This window comes from uncultured Roseobacter sp., assembly GCF_947495275.1.
In the GTDB taxonomy this organism is placed as follows: domain Bacteria; phylum Pseudomonadota; class Alphaproteobacteria; order Rhodobacterales; family Rhodobacteraceae; genus Roseobacter.
In genome coordinates this window covers 1-18832 of record NZ_CANLYL010000029.1, presented here as the reverse complement: position 1 = coordinate 18832, position 18832 = coordinate 1, and the positions used below count along the sequence as shown (strand labels likewise).

18 protein-coding genes are annotated in these 18832 nt (G+C 53.6%); 14 read left to right on the top strand and 4 right to left on the bottom strand.

The window, feature by feature from the left end; all coding sequences use genetic code 11:
* Positions 1–433: 433 nt before the first annotated feature.
* Positions 434–595, bottom strand: coding sequence for a hypothetical protein (locus tag Q0802_RS23940; protein ID WP_298922490.1), 162 nt, complete (start codon positions 593–595; stop codon positions 434–436).
* 184 nt (positions 596–779) lie between these two features.
* On the opposite strand from Q0802_RS23940, the gene Q0802_RS23935 reads away from it, so the two are divergent.
* From Q0802_RS23935 to Q0802_RS23900, 8 genes are all read left to right on the top strand, one after another.
* Entirely contained in the window at positions 780–1742 is a 963-nt protein-coding gene (locus Q0802_RS23935; protein ID WP_298922488.1) for a hypothetical protein, read from the top strand.
* 395 nt (positions 1743–2137) lie between these two features.
* Entirely contained in the window at positions 2138–3466 is a 1329-nt protein-coding gene (dnaA, locus tag Q0802_RS23930; RefSeq protein WP_298922491.1) for a chromosomal replication initiator protein DnaA, read from the top strand.
* A gap of 487 nt (positions 3467–3953) precedes the next feature.
* On the top strand, positions 3954–4325 hold the full coding sequence (locus Q0802_RS23925; protein WP_298922487.1) for a PadR family transcriptional regulator: 372 nt from the start codon (positions 3954–3956) through the stop codon (positions 4323–4325).
* 57 nt (positions 4326–4382) lie between these two features.
* A complete protein-coding gene (locus Q0802_RS23920) occupies positions 4383–5084 on the top strand; it encodes a glutathione S-transferase family protein (RefSeq protein ID WP_298922486.1) in 702 nt (233 codons plus the stop codon).
* 21 nt (positions 5085–5105) lie between these two features.
* The gene (locus tag Q0802_RS23915) at positions 5106–6326 is read left to right on the top strand and encodes an aminotransferase class I/II-fold pyridoxal phosphate-dependent enzyme (RefSeq protein ID WP_298922485.1); all 1221 of its coding nucleotides are present in this window, start codon (positions 5106–5108) and stop codon (positions 6324–6326) included.
* 57 nt (positions 6327–6383) lie between these two features.
* The gene (locus Q0802_RS23910; protein ID WP_298922484.1) at positions 6384–7127 is read left to right on the top strand and encodes an SDR family oxidoreductase; all 744 of its coding nucleotides are present in this window, start codon (positions 6384–6386) and stop codon (positions 7125–7127) included.
* Positions 7128–7170: 43 nt separating this feature from the next.
* Positions 7171–8235: an ArsO family NAD(P)H-dependent flavin-containing monooxygenase gene (locus Q0802_RS23905; RefSeq protein ID WP_298922483.1), complete on the top strand. Its 1065-nt coding sequence runs from the start codon at positions 7171–7173 to the stop codon at positions 8233–8235.
* A gap of 32 nt (positions 8236–8267) precedes the next feature.
* Positions 8268–8621 carry a DUF3088 family protein gene (locus Q0802_RS23900; protein ID WP_298922482.1) on the top strand — a complete coding sequence of 118 codons (354 nt, stop codon included), beginning with the start codon at positions 8268–8270 and terminating at the stop codon, positions 8619–8621.
* Between the two features lie 395 nt (positions 8622–9016).
* On the opposite strand, the gene Q0802_RS23895 is transcribed toward Q0802_RS23900, so the two are convergent.
* From Q0802_RS23895 to Q0802_RS23885, 3 genes are all read right to left on the bottom strand, one after another.
* Positions 9017–9820, bottom strand: coding sequence for a methyltransferase domain-containing protein (locus tag Q0802_RS23895; RefSeq protein ID WP_298922481.1), 804 nt, complete (start codon positions 9818–9820; stop codon positions 9017–9019).
* A gap of 462 nt (positions 9821–10282) precedes the next feature.
* Complete coding sequence (locus Q0802_RS23890) at positions 10283–11320, bottom strand: ester cyclase (protein WP_298922480.1); 1038 nt, start codon at positions 11318–11320, stop codon at positions 10283–10285.
* A 16-nt stretch (positions 11321–11336) separates the two neighbouring features.
* Positions 11337–12356 carry an ester cyclase gene (locus tag Q0802_RS23885; RefSeq protein WP_298922479.1) on the bottom strand — a complete coding sequence of 340 codons (1020 nt, stop codon included), beginning with the start codon at positions 12354–12356 and terminating at the stop codon, positions 11337–11339.
* A gap of 184 nt (positions 12357–12540) precedes the next feature.
* On the opposite strand from Q0802_RS23885, the gene Q0802_RS23880 reads away from it, so the two are divergent.
* The 6 genes from Q0802_RS23880 (at position 12541) to Q0802_RS23855 (ending at position 18469) form a co-directional block, all read left to right on the top strand.
* The gene (locus Q0802_RS23880) at positions 12541–13758 is read left to right on the top strand and encodes an ester cyclase (protein WP_298922478.1); all 1218 of its coding nucleotides are present in this window, start codon (positions 12541–12543) and stop codon (positions 13756–13758) included.
* A gap of 29 nt (positions 13759–13787) precedes the next feature.
* A complete protein-coding gene (locus Q0802_RS23875; RefSeq protein ID WP_298922477.1) occupies positions 13788–15017 on the top strand; it encodes an extracellular solute-binding protein in 1230 nt (409 codons plus the stop codon).
* Between the two features lie 73 nt (positions 15018–15090).
* Positions 15091–16140 (top strand): sugar ABC transporter permease, encoded by a 1050-nt coding sequence (locus Q0802_RS23870; RefSeq protein WP_298922475.1) that lies wholly within the window; start codon positions 15091–15093, stop codon positions 16138–16140.
* Complete coding sequence (locus Q0802_RS23865) at positions 16137–16976, top strand: carbohydrate ABC transporter permease (RefSeq protein WP_298922473.1); 840 nt, start codon at positions 16137–16139, stop codon at positions 16974–16976. Before Q0802_RS23870 ends, Q0802_RS23865 begins: the two co-directional genes overlap by 4 nt.
* A 3-nt stretch (positions 16977–16979) precedes the next feature.
* Positions 16980–17417, top strand: coding sequence for an ester cyclase (locus Q0802_RS23860; protein WP_298922471.1), 438 nt, complete (start codon positions 16980–16982; stop codon positions 17415–17417).
* 26 nt (positions 17418–17443) lie between these two features.
* Entirely contained in the window at positions 17444–18469 is a 1026-nt protein-coding gene (locus Q0802_RS23855; RefSeq protein WP_298922470.1) for a LacI family DNA-binding transcriptional regulator, read from the top strand.
* Positions 18470–18832: the final 363 nt, after the last annotated feature.

Here is an 18832-nt window from a genome sequence, read left to right as displayed (position 1 = left end):
CGGATACATATGAGCGACTTCCGAGAACGTGCGAAGAAATCAATTGCGAACAGCAGCCGGTACATACATTTGGGCCGTTCCTCGGTCAGGTCTAGAAGGGGTAGTGCACGATGTTTCACCGCCTTCGAAGTCGGCTCTGGAGCCCAAAACAGGCGATGCTGCGCTCTGCACAAAGATATGCTTGCACAGCGAAACGCACGCTTGCCTTGGTCAAGCTGGCCCATCGCATACATTGAGTAATGCCTAACAAAGCCAAGTGCCCTTCCTGTAAGTTGGTGGCCGACAATAAACTAGCAAAGGCGGAGTTCGGGGGTAGGCAGCGAAGCACAGACCGACCATTTTCCGAACTACCTCGATGCTGACTCCGTCCAGAACAGCCACAGTCCCGAACATGCGCCAACCACTTTCACTTGTTGACTGACAGGCAGGGTAATCAATAGCTACCTTGCTCCCAAGTATGTTGTTCGGATTTCGTACCCTTAACTTCGGCGGGATAACTGGAATTCGGAACGATGTCGATGTGGATTTGGATGTCCACCATTTTCGGCACCAGAATTGACAATAGGATCAAAACCCATTTGATATTTTTCGCCATTTTCGTCTCCGTCTTCTAGTTTCAGGTCGTGGCATAGACATCACCTTCAAAGTGTTCACGGGAAACGAGGGATGAGATGGTACCGCGGCATTAGGTGTACAAAGGCGCACTGTAATGTTCACAGATGCACGTGAGGCGCGGCTTTCCGTTGCAAAACACTTCCAGAAGCTGTTTTAGCAAACGTATGGTCAAGCAAAGTTACGAAAAAAGCGATCCGACCAGAATGGTTCAAGCCCATCGTGACAAGGCGGTGGAGGCTTTCGAACGGTGGTGTCGCATGCACGGTCGAGCTAAGCGTGGTAGCGGCAAACACTCAGACGCCGAATTTTATGACGCTGTCAAAAACAGTCTTGACTTGGTGCGGGATGCAAAACCAGAAAAGTTAAAAATCCCACGAACTCGAAGTGGGTGGGCCAATTGGAGGGCCCGTCGCAGCAGTAATGTTTTTAGGGAGAGATTTGATGTCTGTAGCGCAATTTGGATGCTGACGGAAGTGGACATTACATCAAACGGCTTTTTATCATCGGAGCCGTTAAACGCGACAGAGATGATTACGCTTGGACCGGTCAGTATCAGGGACTCCGCAGTATCTAACGATAAAGCGGAATTGGTTGTTGAAACGATTACGTTCTCAATGTCATCTGTATCGGACATTTTTCTGTCTGACGCCAAAAGTCATCCTAAGGACAGTGATGGTGCCATTCGAATAGGAACGGTTAGGTTCCTGATCCGCGAAGCATCGGTTTCTGTAGCTTCTGGCCGTCCTATTGAACCCTTGGTTTACCATGCATCCAACGAGACTTGTTCGGAAGGCTCATTTCTTGGCGCGACGTTCAGCGTTGACCCCGATGAGCACAACAGATGGCGTGTTCAACCAACGTACCCCGCCGAAGTTTTGCAATGCAGACTACAAAACATTAAGCTTTGTAACCTGACTAACTCGAACGAGGTTGTGCGAGTTGCTGTCTCGGTCGGGCAAGGTGATGTTTTTCCCGATGTGAAGCTCGCCGAGCCACAAAAGATCTCGAACAAACAGGACGAAACCGTTCGGGAACGACTTGTGGCGCAAGTGTTGCGAAATAGAATAATTGATCAGGGTCTTCGGAGGCGCTTTGTTCTGTCAAGCGCGCCATCGCTACGCGAATGAATGACTTAGTCTTATCCACTCTGGAATCGGATATCGTCGCACAAATTTTGGAAGGCGACGTCAGTGATCCTGTCAAGCTTATGCGTAAAGCTGGTTGCGACGTAACGGTGTTTTTTGAGCGTGGTGACTGGAGCGGCGTAGACTTCACTAAGAGCGATATCTCCACGGTCTCGTTCAAAGGCGCAAACTTGGAGACTGCAAAATTTACGGAAGAGCAGATGAGCGCAGTTTTCTCATCGCAACCGGCTGTGTTGCCGAAGTGGTACATCAAAGTTGATGAATTTGACGACAACAGTGATACTGCGTTGCCTAGTCCCAATAGCCCCAAAAAGACAAAAAAAGCGCGACCACGCAGACCCCGCCAAAAGAAGTTTTATCCTGCAGACTGGCATGGAATGAAAGATAGCCTGCGCAAGGCAGTGGGCCAAAACAACTACACGACATGGATTGAGCCGTTGAAGTTCCGGAATCTGCAAGACGGGATAGCTACCTTTGATGTGCCGACCAACTTCATGGGCAACTATGTCAGCCAAAATTTCTCTGATTTGATCTTGCATGAACTGAAATCGGCAGATCACGATATCCAGCGCCTTAGCTTTGCGGTAGCAGCAAATTCGGACATCCGCGCTTCTACTGTAGATGCGCCCGCGAAGGAACAGGCGCCGCAAGTCGCGGAACAGCCGCATTTGCAAGTTCAGCTGGACAAGCGGTTCACCTTTGACAGTTTTGTGGTGGCCAAGCCTAACGAACTGGCCCATGCCGCCGCATTACGAGTGGCGGAAGGTGGCCCTGTGACCTTTAACCCGCTGTTTCTGTATGGTGGCGTTGGCTTGGGTAGGACGCACCTCATGCACGCCATCGCATGGGAGCTGCAAAGCCGCCGCCCGGACCTGCACGTCCTGTACCTGTCGGCTGAACGGTTCATGTACCTCTTTGTCGAGGCGCTGCGGGATCGGAAGATGATGGATTTCAAATCCATTTTTCGCTCGGTTGACGTACTGATGGTCGACGATGTCCAATTCATCGCTGGCAAGGACAGCACCCAGGAAGAGTTCTTTCATACGTTCAACGCGCTGGTGGATCAAAACAAGCAAATCATTCTCGCCGCTGACCGCGCGCCCGGCGAGATCAGGGACCTTGAAGAGCGTGTGAAGTCGCGCTTTCAGTCCGGCCTGATCGTTGATATGCATCCGACTGATTACGAATTGCGCCTGGGCATCCTGCAGTCGAAGGTCGGGCAACAGATGGACAACTATCCAGACTTGACTGTCGAGCCGGGCGTGTTGGAGTTTCTGGCCCATCGGATTTCGACCAACGTTCGTGTCCTTGAAGGCGCGTTGACCCGGCTTTTTGCTTTTGCCAGCCTCGTGGGTCGCAAGATCGACATGGATCTGACCCAGGATTGTCTGGCTGACGTACTGCGCGCGTCCGAGCGCAAGATCACGGTCGAAGAAATCCAGCGCAAAGTGTCGGAGCACTACAACATCCGCCTCAGCGACATGATCGGGCCCAAGCGCTTGCGCAGCTATTCCCGCCCCCGGCATGTGGCGATGTATCTGTGCAAGCAGCTCACTTCACGCTCGCTGCCCGAGATTGGTCGTCGCTTTGGCGGGCGCGATCACACCACCGTTTGGAAGGCTATAAAAATGATAGAGGAACTAGGTCAGAGGGATGCTCAGATCGCTGAAGATCTTGAATTGCTGCGGCGCTCGCTAGAAGCATGATTCCCTGATTTCAGGTTTCCGTCCGTTTCAGAACCTGAGACGGTACCTCGCACATTTCTCCCTCATTTAGAAAAGCCATCATTTTGCCAAATAGCAGCTTTCTGCGTATGGGCAACCACTTGTTTCTCACGAGTCAACGGCGCAAAGATCCGCGACCTGTGAATTCTTCATGGTTCGATATTTTGCAATTGCAGCGAATGTCTTCTCTGACGTACCGCACCGCTGCATCGTAAAGGTAAGTCGAAGGTCCGGATTGGGCCGTCCGCATCAGCTGTCCGGGGAGTCGAACCTACTGCATCGCTGCAATACGACAATAGCAACTTTGGGGTTTACGGCTATGCGCGAAGCATTGCTGTCCGTCACTTTAATCAGGTTTCAGAGATACAGATTGGCGCACAGATCGCGACTTTGCTCGCTTTGGTCGGATTAGGTGCGGGCAGGGGAAAATCCCCTTGACGCATCGAAGATCGAGGTATAGGTGAGCCGAATGAACAAGATTGCCAACACACCGAACCTGCTCGACCCCGACTATTGGGGCAATACGATTAAGATGAGCCTGTCAAAGTTCTTCATTCTTTGCGTTCTGCAGGATGAGGAATTGCATGGCTACGACATCGCCAAATCTGTTGAACGGCGCACCGATGGCTGCTGCACCCCGCGTGAAGGCACGATCTATCCGGTGCTCAAGCAGTTCACCGAAGGTGGCTATGTCACCTTCAAATCCGAAATCGTCTCGGGCCGGGAACGCAAGATCTACGCGGTGACCGACAAGGGACGTCAGGCCTTCCAGGTCGCCTTGGCCGAATGGATGAAGATCACACGCTGCCTTCAGGACTGCTCCTGCGCGACCTGCCCTTAAAAAATTTGCCAATACACATTGATGCTCGATGCATCGAACTATCGAAAAGGACCCATCATGAAAATTGTCAGCTTCAAAATCTGCCCCTTTGTCCAGCGTGTCACTGCCCTGCTCGAAGCCAAGGGCATCGCGTATGACCTCGAATTCATCAGCCTCAGCAACAAACCCCAGTGGTTTTTGGACATCTCACCCAACGCACAGGTGCCCCTGTTGATCACCAACGAGGGCGAGGCGCTTTTTGAAAGCGACGCGATCGTGGAATACATCGAAGAAGCCTACGCCCCGCTGCGTGCAGGCCTGACACCCGTGGAAAAGGCACGCGAACGTGCGTGGAGCTATCTGGCCACCAAACACTACCTGCCCCAATGCGGCGCACAGCGCAGCGCCGATCAGGACATCCTGACCGAACGCAGCCAAAAGCTGAACAAGGCCTTCGACACGGTCGAGGCACAGTTGGGCGACACTAAATTCTTTGCCGGTGACGACATCGGCATGGTCGATGTGGCCTGGCTGGTGCTGCTGCACCGTGCCTGCATCATCGAACAGAAAAGCGGTCATGACTTCCTTGGCAACCGGCCCAGGCTCAAGTCATGGCAGACCAACATCATGCAATCGGGTCTTCCCGCCAAATCAGTCGCACCCGACTTCGTCGCGGATTTCTCGGACTTCTACCTGTCCGACCAGACCTTCCTGGGCCGCGGCGCTGCCGCCAAAAGCCGCGAATTCAGCGACAGCTCGCCGCTGGAAATGTGCTGCTGAACACTGGGACAGGACAAAGACATGAGCATATTTGACACCGCCCCCACAAAAACCGGGGACACCTTCGTCCGGCACAATCCGAACTATCTCAAGATGTTCTACGGCACCGATCAGGTCACCCCGTTCTGGGTGGCTGATATGGACCTGCCCATCGCCGACCCGATCAAAGAGGCCCTGAAATACGTCGCCGAACGTGGCCAATTTGCCTATGAATTCAATTCAGAAGGCATCTTTTCCGCCATCTCTGGCTGGTTCGCCCGCCGTCACGATCTGACGCTGAACCCCAAGAACTTCGTGCCGTTCCCCGGCGTGTTGACGGCGATTTCCCTGCTGATCCGAGAGCTGTCAGACAAGGGCGATGGCGTCCTGATCCAGGTCCCCGCCTACCATCAGTTTGGCAAGATCATCAGCTCTGCCGGGCGTGAGGTTATCAAGTCGTCGCTGATCAACGACGACGGCCACTACCGGATGGACTATGCCGATCTTGAGGCCAAGCTGACCCCCGATAACGTCAAGCTGATGTTGCTGTGCAACCCGCATAATCCGGTTGGCCGGGTCTGGACGGCCAAAGAACTCGCACAGGTTGTCGAAATTGCCGAACGTCACGGTGTGACGATCATCAGTGACGAAATCCATGCTGACATCCTTTATGGCGACAACCGCTTTACCAGCCTGTCGTCTCTGGACAACCAGCGGCACGTCGCGGTGCTGGGGTCCCCTGCCAAGACCTTTGGCATGCAAAGCATCTCGAACGGCTACATCTACACCGAAAATAAGGACATCCTGAAACGGATGAAACACGTCGAAGACGCGATGTATCTCGGCCATGGCAATGCGTTCACCACATTTGCCACCATTGCAGCCTATGAAAAGGGCGACGCATGGGTCGATGAGCTGCTGACCTATCTGCAAGGCACCGTCGACTGGATTGGCGCGTTTCTGGCCCGCGATTTACCTTGCGTGCAAATGTCACCGGTCGAAGGCACCTATCAGGTCTGGCTGGATTGCACGGATACCGGGCTCGAAGGCGACGCGCTCAAGGCCAAATTAGGCGAAGCAGGCTTCGGGGCCACACCGGGCACATGGTTCGATAATACGGCCACCCGGTTCATCCGCATCAACATCGCCGCCCCGCGCGCGGATATCCAAGACGCGCTCAAACGGTTCAAGGCGGTGCTGGATGAAGCCTCCTCGCAAGACCCAGCGTCTTCTATTGACGCCTCAACAAACACCTGCTGCTAGGCGGCAATCATCGTGGCCGTCCCGGCAGGGGCGGCCACATTCGCAAAGGACAGCACCATGCTTGACGGCAAAACAGCGCTGGTGACCGGCGGTTCCAGCGGCATCGGTTTTGAAACAGCCAGGGTTCTGCAGGAAAACGGCGCGCGCGTCGCGATTACCGGTCGAGACGCCGCCAAACTTGATGCGGCAGTCCGGATGTTGGGTGGTGATGCCATCGCCATTCAGGCGGACGTCAGCAAGCTGGATGATCTGGACCGGATGCAATCTGAGATCGGCGCATCCTTTGGAACATTGGATATTCTGTTCGCCAATGCCGGCGTTGCATTCAACACGCCGCTGGGTCAAACCGATGAAGAGATGTACCATCGACTGATGGACGTGAACGTGAAAGGCACGTTTTTCTCCGTCCAATCAGTGCTTCCGTTGTTGAACAAAGGCGCGTCGATCATCCTCAACACATCCTGGCTGAACCAGATCGGCACCCCAAAGAAGGCGCTCTTGTCAGCGTCCAAGGCTGCGGTGCGGTCTTTCGCACGCGTGATGTCTGCAGAACTTGTGGGTCGTGCAATCCGTGTGAACTGCGTGAGCCCCGGTACGATCGAGACGCCGATCCACCGGGGCCCGGATGAAACCGATGAACACTTCCGCGCTTATGTGGCCCGTATCGGTGAACAAGTGCCCGCAGGCCGCATGGGAAAACCGGACGATATTGCCGCAGCCGTTCTTTTTCTGGCAAGTGACGCGTCAAGCTACATGCTCGGGGCCGAAATGGTCATTGATGGCGGGCGCGCCGAACTTTGACTTTCCGCGGAATGACCCACTGACCACGAACGGACCAATTGGGATGACGAACAAGACGTTCGACATTATCATCATCGGCGGGGGACAGGCCGGACTGTCCCCCGCCTATTTCCTGCGCCGAACCGGACTGCGTTTCGTGATCCTTGACGACAGTGACAAACCGGGCGGATCCTGGACCAGGACCTGGGACTCGCTGCGCCTGTTCTCGCCGGTGGATTACAGCTCCATCGCTGGATGGCAAATGCCGCAAGGCGAGGATGAATACCCCCACAAGGATGAATTCATCAGCTACCTGGCAGCGTATGAAACTCGCTATGATCTACCGATCGAACGCCCCGTACGCGTGAGACAGGTCAGCAAGACAGATGACGGTCTTGCGGTCCAGACCGACAAAGGGACCTATTCGGCCCGCGTGGTCGTCAGCGCCACAGGCACGGCCCAGTCGCCCTTCCTGCCGGACTATGATGGTCGTAACACCTTTGAAGGCGTGCAAATCCATTCGGCGGATTATCGCAATCCCACACCATTTGCTGGCCGCCGCGTGGCCATCGTCGGGGCAGGCAACTCCGCTGCACAGATCTTGGCCGAAGTCTCGCAAACGGCGGATACGCTCTGGATTACGCCGGAAGAGCCGCGCTTTAATCCCGATGACGTCGACGGGCGACACATCTTTGGCGTCGCCACGCAACGGTTCACGCAGACACAGTCCGGTGACAAACCCACGGTGGACACATCGCGGTTCTCACTCGGCAGCATTGTAATGGTCGAAAGCGTCCGTGATGCGCGTGCGCGAGGCGACGTTTTGCACGCTGTGCGCCCGTTCACCCGGCTGACCGCATCTGGCGGTGTCTGGCCTGACGACTCAACGCGTGACTTCGACGCGATCATCTGGTGCACCGGCTTTCAGCCCAACCTTGCACATCTCCAACCCATGTTGCCGGTCCAGGATGGCAAGGCGCGCACCGACGGAGGCCCGCGTGCGCTGGACGTTGCTGGGCTCTGGTTGGTTGGCTATGGCGGCTGGACGGGCTATGCCTCGGCCACGACCTATGGCGTCACCAAGACCGCGCGTCAGGCCGTCCGGGAAATCACCGAATACCTGACCTGATCCACCCTGCGCCACCAATGACAGGAGCCACCGTGGCCGACACCATCCTTTACCTGTTGAAGTCGAAATTCGCCGACCCCAAGCACGGCGATCAGCTCTTCTTTTGCCCGCAATGTTCCCCGATCGAAGGGCTGCTGGCAATGTTCCCCGAAGTGCGCCAAAACCTCGATGTTCGTTATGTCGATTTTGCGCGACCGCGTGGGGAAATGGCCAAACACGTGGGCGAAAACCAATCCTGCCCGCAAATTGTGCTGCCGAATGGTGATGATGCTTTTTCCGCTGGGTTAAGCGAAAAAGGGCAAGGCATAGTACGCCGCATTGAAGCCCCCGCAGATGTGCAATGCTACCTGATCGACAGGTTTGATCTTCCCAGATCGCACACCTGAAACCCGCTCGCTGACCAATCCCAACTCTTCATAACTGAACAAAATTTCACCGAGCTGGCGTTTTGCTTCGCAGGCCGATCAGGGCAATTGAAATTCTTTGGTTCAACTCAAAGATCACGAAGCGGACGTTCTAATTGCAAACGCCAATGTTCGCCTTGCCCCGCAGAATGTGAGTTCGCCCTTTTTCTGATTTTGCGTTTGCAGCGAATGACCGCAAAGCGGGCTGCGACCGCAGCATATAGTTGGCAGTGTGGATGGCAGCTCAGGGCCGCCTCATCCGTGATTCAGCCCGCTTGGTTGCGGGATCCTGCGCCGCCTTCGTTGACCGCGAAGAGCCCACTCTGTCAAGCGCTGCGCCGCGATCGAAAGTCCGGTCTAAGTGAATGCTGAGTTGTCTATGGCTTTGTCGCAATCTGGCTTACGTAAGACATAAAGCCGAAGAAGGTCTTCTCAGCCACCCGGCGTCGTGCCTCGGCCTTCAACGCCTCTGCTGTTTCGGGAAACAGAACACGTTCTTCGATCATACGGTCGGCACCTCGGTCTATGACAGTCAAGAAGTATGTCGCTTCTGCTTCGGCGACGTATCCATGCCCCTTTCGTGCCCCAAGTTGAAAGCCCGTCTTGGCGAGTATGCCGGAGACTTGTCGCATGATCCAAAGGTTGGTGACGTTTTGATTGATCATGAACCGAATAAGTTGATCTAGCGGATCGAAATCTGCAATCTGTGCCGTCGCGGTATCGTAATCGCCGTCGCAAATCGCCAACACACCGCCCGGCTTCAGGATGCGGAAAGCTTCCTGCACAACAGCTTCAGGGCCGGGCACGTGACACAGCAAGGTATGCATCAAAACCAGGTCGAATGAGGCGTCCTCAAACCCCGTGTCCTTTGCATCACCGATGTCGAAGCTGAGCCGTGTATCATTTCCAAAGCTCTTTTTCGCCCGTTCAACCATCACCGGTGAAGGTTCCAGCCCATGCGCTGTTTTCGCGCCAGCAAGGTCCAGTAGGTCCTTGGTTACGTGGCCTGTGCCGGACCCGAGTTCCAACGCACGCGCATCGCTCGGGAGCTTTAGGTCACTCAAGTAGGCCTTGCGAATTGCGACCTGTGCGGGCTCAAGGCAACGGGCTTCCATCGCCGCTGCTATACGTTCCTGAAGCGCAGTGTCTTGTGCGCCAAGATCAGAATATGGATCAGACATGGCTTAGCTCTCAAAATACATCCTGCCGAAATGCTAGACACACTTACCCAAGAAATCAAAAAAACCGGGCCTTTGAGCAGCTCGATCAGACGGTAACTTGGTGTCCCGCGACCCGGTCATACGCATTGTGGAAATGCTGCACGCTGCGCGAAGGTCCGCTATGCGGGCTGCGACCGCAGCATCTGGGCTCACCCGTCAGCGGCAGCTTTGGGCCGTCCTAATCGTTGCGCTTCGATCCCGCCCACAAGATGCTGCATTCGTTCTAACGGCCGCAAAGAGCCCATGTATGTACCGGCTGCTGCGTATTGGACGAATAACCGCTTTGATGCTCCGCTTTTAGATATCGCTCGGTTTGCTGGGCACGAATACAGTATGACGAGGAAAATGGTCTCCCATCTGAAACGGCAAAATCCAGTGCGATAACTCCAAACGCTATTAACGCCTCGGGTGCCATGCAAATTGTTAGCGACCCGCTGTGTTAGAAACCTGCCGCATTCTGGCGAACACATCAACACCCAGTTGTTCATGCATATGGATCAGGTCGACCATGACCCAATTCTCGCGAATGAGCCCTCCATCCAATCTCCAAAAATCAAGGCCACGAATATCAAGTGTTTGACCCGTTGGAGGAATCCCCAGAAAACCGCCTGCAACCAATGTCTGCCGCATTGCTGGCCAGCCTGTTTCGCCAACGTAGCTTCCATCAGCGAAGAAATGGCATAGGTTTTGGAAGTCCTGCTCGCTCCAGTTTGGCATGCCATCGACCCATGGCCGCATATGCCTGTCAGTAAATCCATCGAAGCCGCGCGAAGAGCCAATGCCCGACGGGCCGTACCAGTTCATCTTAGGGTGCCAGAAGCGTTCGAGTTGCATGGTTTCTGGCCCGCCATTTGCCGGGTAACTTTTCATTTGCTCAAGCATCTCTTCGACGATGGATAAGGCCGCGGCAGATTGCGCCGGGTCAGCATTGGAATACTGAATGCCATCTAGAGAAGACGGAGCGGGAACACACCATTCGCGGCCCAGACTTGGTGCCAATGGCCAAGCCTGGGCCTGCATCATCAGCTCTGGAAGGTCCCATATTGCCTGCACTTCAACGATACGCCGTTCGTTGAAACGGTAGAACTCATGATAGCGCATATACGCCAGATGGCCGGTCGGTGGGATGTTCAAAAATGGGGCAGAAAATGTGCCCAAAATATTGCCCATGATCCCGACCCATGTTTGGTCGCTTTGAGAACTGCCCGAAATCCTGATGTAATCACGACACTCCAGATCGGGCATCGCTTTTGATAGCGCGCCGTAGGTCGCCTCAAAAAAGCAACGAGGGTCAGAAAACTCGCCAAAGGGCGAGCACATCCGAAGTTGCACATCTGGTGCCGCCAGATGCTCAATCGCGGACAGCGCCTGTCTGGCATCAAAATCAAACAGAGCAGCGCGATAGGGCTCGATCAGGGACTTCAATGCCAAAGCCTCGGTGGCGTTCACGCTATTTGCCATTTGATTGCCCTCCTGCCTAGGCGAACCTTTCAACCGGGGCTGTCATGTCAATATGTCGCTGCAAGAGATCGACACCCAGTTGTTTGAGAAACCAAAGATGATCAATGAAAATCCAGTTTTCGGCCAGTCTGTCACCATCTCTGCGATAAAGGTCCACGATCCTCATATCGGCAAGTTTGTCCCCGTCAGAGGTCAGTCCCATATAGCCGCCAGTGGCCCGCATGGTCATGCTTGGATACCCGAAGAACCCGCCATAATTCCCCTCGCCCAAACGGACGATATGGCCGTTGTGTCGAATGAACTCGAGTCCATCTTCAAAAGGGCGGGTATGTCCCTTCAGATATCCTTGCTGTGTGTACGAGGCACCGATCCCTGCGGGACCCCACCACAGCATGTCATCGCGCCAGTCCAGCTTGAGGTCTTCGATTGTAGTTTTGACACCGGTATCGATAAGACGTGTGATCATCCGTTCAATCAGATCGAGGGTCGCCTTGCCTTCGTCAGGTTCCTGTTCTGTCAGTAGCAGTCCGTCCTGTGTTTGCGGGCCGGGTGTAACGGTGACAAAGCCGGTGGCCTCGGGGATCACACGACTGCCGACTTGCAGCAGGATCCCCATGATATCAATGTGGAGTGCAGACTCCTGAATTTTCCCGTTTTCGATGCAGTGAAATTCACAATAGCGCAGAAACGTCATCTTGTGGTTGGGCGTGATTCCAATCCAAGGGGTGTGAAAATGGCCAAGCATATGACCCATTGAACAAACCCAGGTTGTCGCCTCACCATCAAGCCGATTTTGGCTAGCGAAGAATATGTTCTCGCGCCGCTGTATTGGAGAAAAGGCGCGTTTGTACGGTGCCCAGAACGCCTCTGCGACCGCCTCTGCGCCGTTAAGTTCGTCAAAAGGGTATGAACCGCGCCATCTATAATCGGATGCGGTGTATCGTTGTAGAATCTGAGCAGCTTCTTCTGGGGTGGCCGCGTCAAGATCTTTGTAGAACTCTAAAATCAGGGATTTCGCGTCTTTTAGGTGGCTCATAGTGATTCCTTTCCGCATAGGTATGCGAACAATGTTCTCGGGAAATTGCTCTCGTCAATGGAGTTCTCGCGTGGAGGGCCTGAAATCATGAAGAATGTTCGGTTTCTCGCTGCAATGTTTGACTCAAAAAATTTTCGCTTGACCAACGTCAGCTTGATTTGCAAGCATACGTATGCGAATAATCATGAAAGAAGCAGCCGTGACCCAGAAAAGCGAAGCCGCGCCAAAATCGGTTACCGATCACCCTAAGAAGTCGGGCCGTCACGCCGAGTCTTCAGGAACCCATATCAGATTCAGCCCACTGGAAGACGCGCATATGCCGACCGACTTTTCCATTTCGTTGGAGGAGTATCGAAGAGGCGGCACGCGGGAATTCTTGGCCAAAGAACCCGACCATCTGGCCACACAATCCATGCGCGGGTTTGAACCAAAATTCAAAAACATCGTTGATTACATCGTCCGCATCACCCACCAGATCTGGGAGGAAAAGGACATCGGCTATATCTACGACACCTATAGCCATGACTGCCGCGTCTGGGATGATGTAGGCCTTCAATATGGACGCGATAAGATCGTTGCTGACACCGTACATACCAATAACGCCATTCCCGACGTTCGTCTGGTCGCGGATGAGGTGATCTGGGCCGGCAATGACGAGGTTAGCTTTCACACGTCTCACCGAACAATGATCCTTGGCACAAACACCGGGTATTCCCGGTTTGGCCCACCAACAAACAAACCTCTGCGCTTGTTCTGCATCGCAAATTGTGTGGCTCGCGAAAACGAAATCTATGACGAACACGTGGCCTATGACACCGCTGCTTTGATCCAGCAAATGGGATATGATGTCCGCGAGACTGCACAGCGCGCAGCGGCGCAGCGTGTTCAAGGCCCCTTTGCGCCAAACTTTGCGGCCAGTGATCCAGCCCGCTTGGCCGGTCAAGCGTTTCCTGAACGGCAATCCATTCCAGATGTGGTGGATGGCAATGTACGAGAATTCATTCACGCAGCGTTTGAAAATATGTGGAACCGCCGAAACTTTGCGGCGATGGATGCCGTCTATGCACCGGATGTTGTGTTTGAGGGATCAACCAGCCGTGTCTATCGCGGTGTCGGGCAAATGCGCTCTCATGTGATGTCGATGATTGCGATGTTCCCCAACATCAAGGTGTCGGTCGATGACATCTATTGGATGGGCAACGCAAAAGATGGCTACCTTGTTTCGATCCGTTGGGGGGGCGTTGGTGCCCATCGCGGCAATGGCCCTTATGGCGAGCCGACCGGAAAAGAGGCGCACATCTGGGGAATTACCCAATGGCATATTCACGACAACAAGGTCCAGAAAGAATGGACGGTATTTAATGAGTTCGGGATCCTAATGCAGATCCTTGGCGACACTTAAGCGCTAGAAAATTCCACAGGGAGGAAATCATGAAACTCAAACAAATCTTAATGGCTACGGCGTTGACGCTGGCCCCAATCGGCGCTGCCGCCGAATGTTCCATCGAGGGAACCGGCGAAGTGAACGTCATTTCCAATTTCTTTGAAGCACTGGAAGTTTTGGCAAACGAAATGAAGACCTGTGGTAACGATGGTCTGATTATCGACACCAAACTTACGACCGACCACAAAGAAGAGACAAGCAAAGCATTTACTGCGGCCACGTCGCCATTTGATGCAGCGGCGGTGGCCAACAGCTCTATCACTCTGCTTCAGGCTAAAGGCCAGTTGCGCCCGCTTAACGATCTGGTCGAGAAGTACCGCGATAAGTACAATATCGAAGACGGTATGTTGATCAAATTCGGTGATGACGTTGCCGCGATTGCATTCATGGTCAACGCGCAGCATTTGTTCTTCCGCAAGGATATCTTTGAAGAGCACGGCGTTGCCGTCCCTACAACTTGGGATGAGTTGCTGGTTGCCGGCGAAAAGCTGAAAGCCGCCGGGATCGAACACCCCTATGGCGCCGCGTTTGGCAATAGCTGGGAGCTGGCAAATGAGTATGTCAATTTGCTGTTGGCCAATGGTGGCACATTGTTTGACCCTGCGACTTCAGAATCCACGTTTGAGACACCCGAAGCAATCGCCGCTTTGAAAATGATGGGCAAACTTTACAAATTCATGTCGCCTAACGCTATGTCCATGGACTTTGGCGATGTGAAACGCCAACTGCAGCAAGGCGACGTCGCGATGGCTATCCTGTGGGGCAATGAAGCCTCTGCAATGGATGACGAAAATGAAAGCACCGTTGTCGGCAAGATCGGATTTGCAGCTGCGCCGGCAATGGCCGCTGGTGGGGCCCCTGCCTCCACGTTTTGGTGGGACGGCTATGTCATTCCCAAGAACCTTGATGGTGACCCAGACCTTACTTTTCAGGTCCTGATGCATGCCATGCGTGAGGAGACTGTAAAGGCAAATAACGACATCACCCTCTGGATCCGCTCAGCATATGAACCGGGAGAATATACGACAGCGATTACCGATACCGTAGTGAATGGCGCCCCACCTTACCCGATGAACCCGCAGGCATCATTGGCGCACGGTGCCTTGGGTGAAAACATCGCTGACTTCATTGTCGGTAAAGAGAGCGCAGAAGAGTCGCTGGCAGACGCTACAAAAGCGTATCGCGCTGCCGCAAAAGAGCAAGGTCTGCTTAAGTAAGACCTTCTCCCTGGTGCCAGCCACTTGCATGCCTACCTTGGCTGGCACCGAACCTCATTTGCAGGATTTCGACATGAGACGATCAACTTTCTTTTCTTTCGTTGCGCCATCCGTCATGTCGATGCTGATCCTGATTGCGTTGCCACTCGTCGCGATCATCTATCTGTCGCTACATCAATCCTACACGCAGATGGAGATCAAAGAGGTCAAAACCGAAGTGCCGCTGTTTGGTGGCAAGACTCGCGAAGTCATACGCAATGTACCCCAACCGGTCCTGGATGATAACGGAAATGGGATTCAGGTTTGGGAATATGTCGGCGCACAAAACCTGAAGAACGCGATCGATACTGAGGGGTTGAGCGCTGCATTCAAAGCAGATCAAGAACTTGAAACGCCGCGATCCTTTATCAAAGCGCTTTTTGACGAAGTCCGAGATGTCGATTTCTGGTCGGCATTGGAATTCACCCTGATCTATACGTTTCTGACGACACCGATCATCATCATCCTCGGCTTTGGCCTTGCGTTAGCGACCAACCGATTAACGGAACGGCTTCGTGGGCCGGTGGTCTTTGTCACTTTGCTGCCGATGATTGTGACACCCGTTGTTTCCTCATTGGCGGTCTACTGGCTGTTTGTAGACGGAGGCGTGATCGCGGCCAGCTTGGAGGCGATGGGCATCGGAAAGTTCTATTTCCTCGCCGATCAGTTCACGATCCGTGCGGTTATCGTTGCCTATGGCGTGTGGTATGCGGCTCCCTTTGCATTCATCATTCTCTACGCCGGCCTCCAGACCGTGCCAGACGATCCAATCGAAGCGGCGATCATTGACGGGGCATCTCCCTGGCAACGTGTGCGCTACATCGTCATTCCACATCTGTCACCGCTGTTCGCCGTGATCGCACTGATCCACATCATGGACAGCTACCGCGTGTTTGAGCCAATCCTAGTCTTTGGGTCACGCGTCTTTGCCAACTCGGTGCAGTACCTGACCTATTACACGCTGGTGTTCGAAGACAACATCCACAAGGCCGCAGCTTATGCGATCCTGACTGTATTGGGCGTCATCGTTCTGTTGATCCCGATCATGATCAAGACTTTCAAAGATCAGAAAGCTGGCAAATGAAACCCGCAAAGCTTCACATCGTTACGCGCTCCATATTTGGCCTAGGGCTATGGTTCTGGTTCTTTGTTGCGCTGCTCCCTTTCTTTTGGATGTTCGTGATCTCACTTCGCGCGCCAGTTGATGCGTTTTCAACGCCGCCCAAACTGTTCGCGCCCATGACGCTTGAGAATTTTCGCTACATCTGGGTTGAGGACGGGTTTTGGCGGTATGCATTGAACACAACTGTTGTGACGGCGCTGACAGTTGTGGTTTCCCTGACAATGGCCAGTCTCGCGGCATATGCGTTATCGCGTTATCGTGGCTCCATCGGGTTCTGGTTGCTGATGGCGGCTATGGTTTTTCGGGCGATGCCGCACGTTGTGCTGCTGACCGCCTACAGGCCTGCGTTTTTCGAGCTTGGCATCTGGAGCCGTTATGAAACACTGATCATTGTGTTGGTGGCGATCAATCAGCCTTTCGCCATCTGGATGCTGCGCGCGTTCTTCATGAATATTCCACAAGAGCTAGACGAGGCCGCATTGGTCGATGGCTGCAACAGGTGGCAGGCGTTCTATAAAGTGATTGTGCCTGTGATGTGGCCAGGCATTGTGACGGCCGGCTTGTTCTGCTTCTTGCTCGCTTACAATGATTTCCTGATTTCCAGCCAGCTGATGAATGGTGACATGTCCACCATGACCGCCGCCTTGGGCAGCTACATGGGGCAAAACCAAAGCGTCGCCCGCCTGATGCACGGCATTGCGGGGGCCGTTTCCATTACCATCCCGATCATCATTCTGGTGTTCGTTTTTCAAAAACAAATTGTCTCCGGTATGACAGCCGGCGCTGTGAAAGGATAATCAATGTCTGTCGCGTCCAACCTCACCCTGATCCAAAACATGTATGTCGCTTTGAATGCGCAGGATTTGGAAGCCCACGATCAGTATTGGCATGAAGATATGATTTGGCACGGCCCTCCCGGTTTTGGGGATGTACACGGGCGTGATCGCTTCAAGTATGAAGTACTGGCCGATTTCTATAAAGCCTTCCCAGACTACCACGTCAGCCATGAGATCGAGTTTGCGGATGAAAATTGGATCGCAGGTACGGGCTATTTAACAGGTCACCAGAAAGGTGAGTATCTGGGTCTTGCGCCAACTGGCCTGCCTGTGAAAATGCGCTTTTCCGACTTCTGGTCCGTCGTTGATGGCAAACTCAAAGAGAACTGGGTCATGGTTGACCACGTTGACACATTCAAACAGTTGGGTGTTGATCTGATGGCCGCAATCAACCAAAGGTGATCTGAACGATTACGACGGACGGGCTATTGGTAAAAAGAACGAAAGTTACATCCATCGATGTTGCGCGGCACGCGGGCGTATCACAGTCTGCAGTAAGCCGCGCATTTTCTCGTGTTCCGACACAGTCAGGTGTCTCTGCCAATGTAAAAAAGAAGATATTTCAGGCCGCTAATGAACTGGGATATCGCCCCAATGCGATTGCACGATCCTTGATCACGCAAAGGTCAAATATCGTCGCATTGCTGTTCAGCTACCTAGACAATCAATTCTATGCGCTGGCATTGGAAAAGCTATGCATTGAATTGCAGGAGCGGGGTTTTCACGCCTTGGTTTTCATGATGCCCAGCACGGACACAGGCGAGGCAGAAGCAGTATCAGAGCTGCTGGAATACCAAGTGGACGGGATCATCACCGCGTCAGTGGAGCTGTCTTCGACCTTGTGCGCGTTTTGTGTGAAACACGACATTCCAATCGTTATGTTCAATCGGTTTCAAGATCACGAGGGCATATCGAGCGTGACAACCGACAATGTCGCAGGTGGACGCATTGCAGCGCGGCATTTTGTGGAAACGGGACATAAGCGGATTTCTCTTCTGTCTGGCTGGCAAGGATCCTCTACCAGCAGAGACAGGCAATTTGGGTTCGAAGCTGAATTGCGTGACAAAGAAGTGGCGCTCTTTTCCCATGAGGTTGGTCATTTTGACCTGGAACTTGCAAAACAAGCGGCCCTGAAAATGTTCGCCGATCCCGATGGGCGCCCGGACGCGCTTTTCGTGGCCAATGATTATATGGCTATCGAAGTGATGAGCACTCTGCGGCAGAACTATGGCCTTGAGATTCCCAAAGATTTCTCTGTTATCGGTTTTGACGACACTCCTATTGCTGCGTTGCCAGAATTCTCGCTTACAACACTTCGGCAGCCTATTAATCAGCTGGTCGCAAGTTCTGTCAGGCTGATGAACTCAATGATCAAGGACGGCATGGAAGAGATAGAAAACATCGCGTTGGCACCCAAATTTATCGAAAGAGGGTCAGTGAAGTCGCGACACTGAAGTTGCTCCCAACCTAAACTGGCATGCTAGTCACTATCTCCAAGACTGAGTTCCGACCAAGAACCTCCAGTGATCAGGGAAACATCGATATGTCGCAATCGATTGGGACCTCATCAATATAGATCGTGCAGGCTCACCGCAACAAATCCAGTCATTCGTCATATTGCGCACAATGGCGGCTAAGTTCGCAGACCGTGAGTTAACCCGACCGCAGATTTTGCGCTTGCGGCGAATGTCCGGTAAGCGGGCTGCGAGTGCAGCATTCAGACAGGGTGCGCAATGTCTTCTAATGGGATGTACCGGCTGCTTCACCCAGCAGGTTAGGCTTTGCCTATTTCTGCAAGATGGAGAAGTAGCATGGCG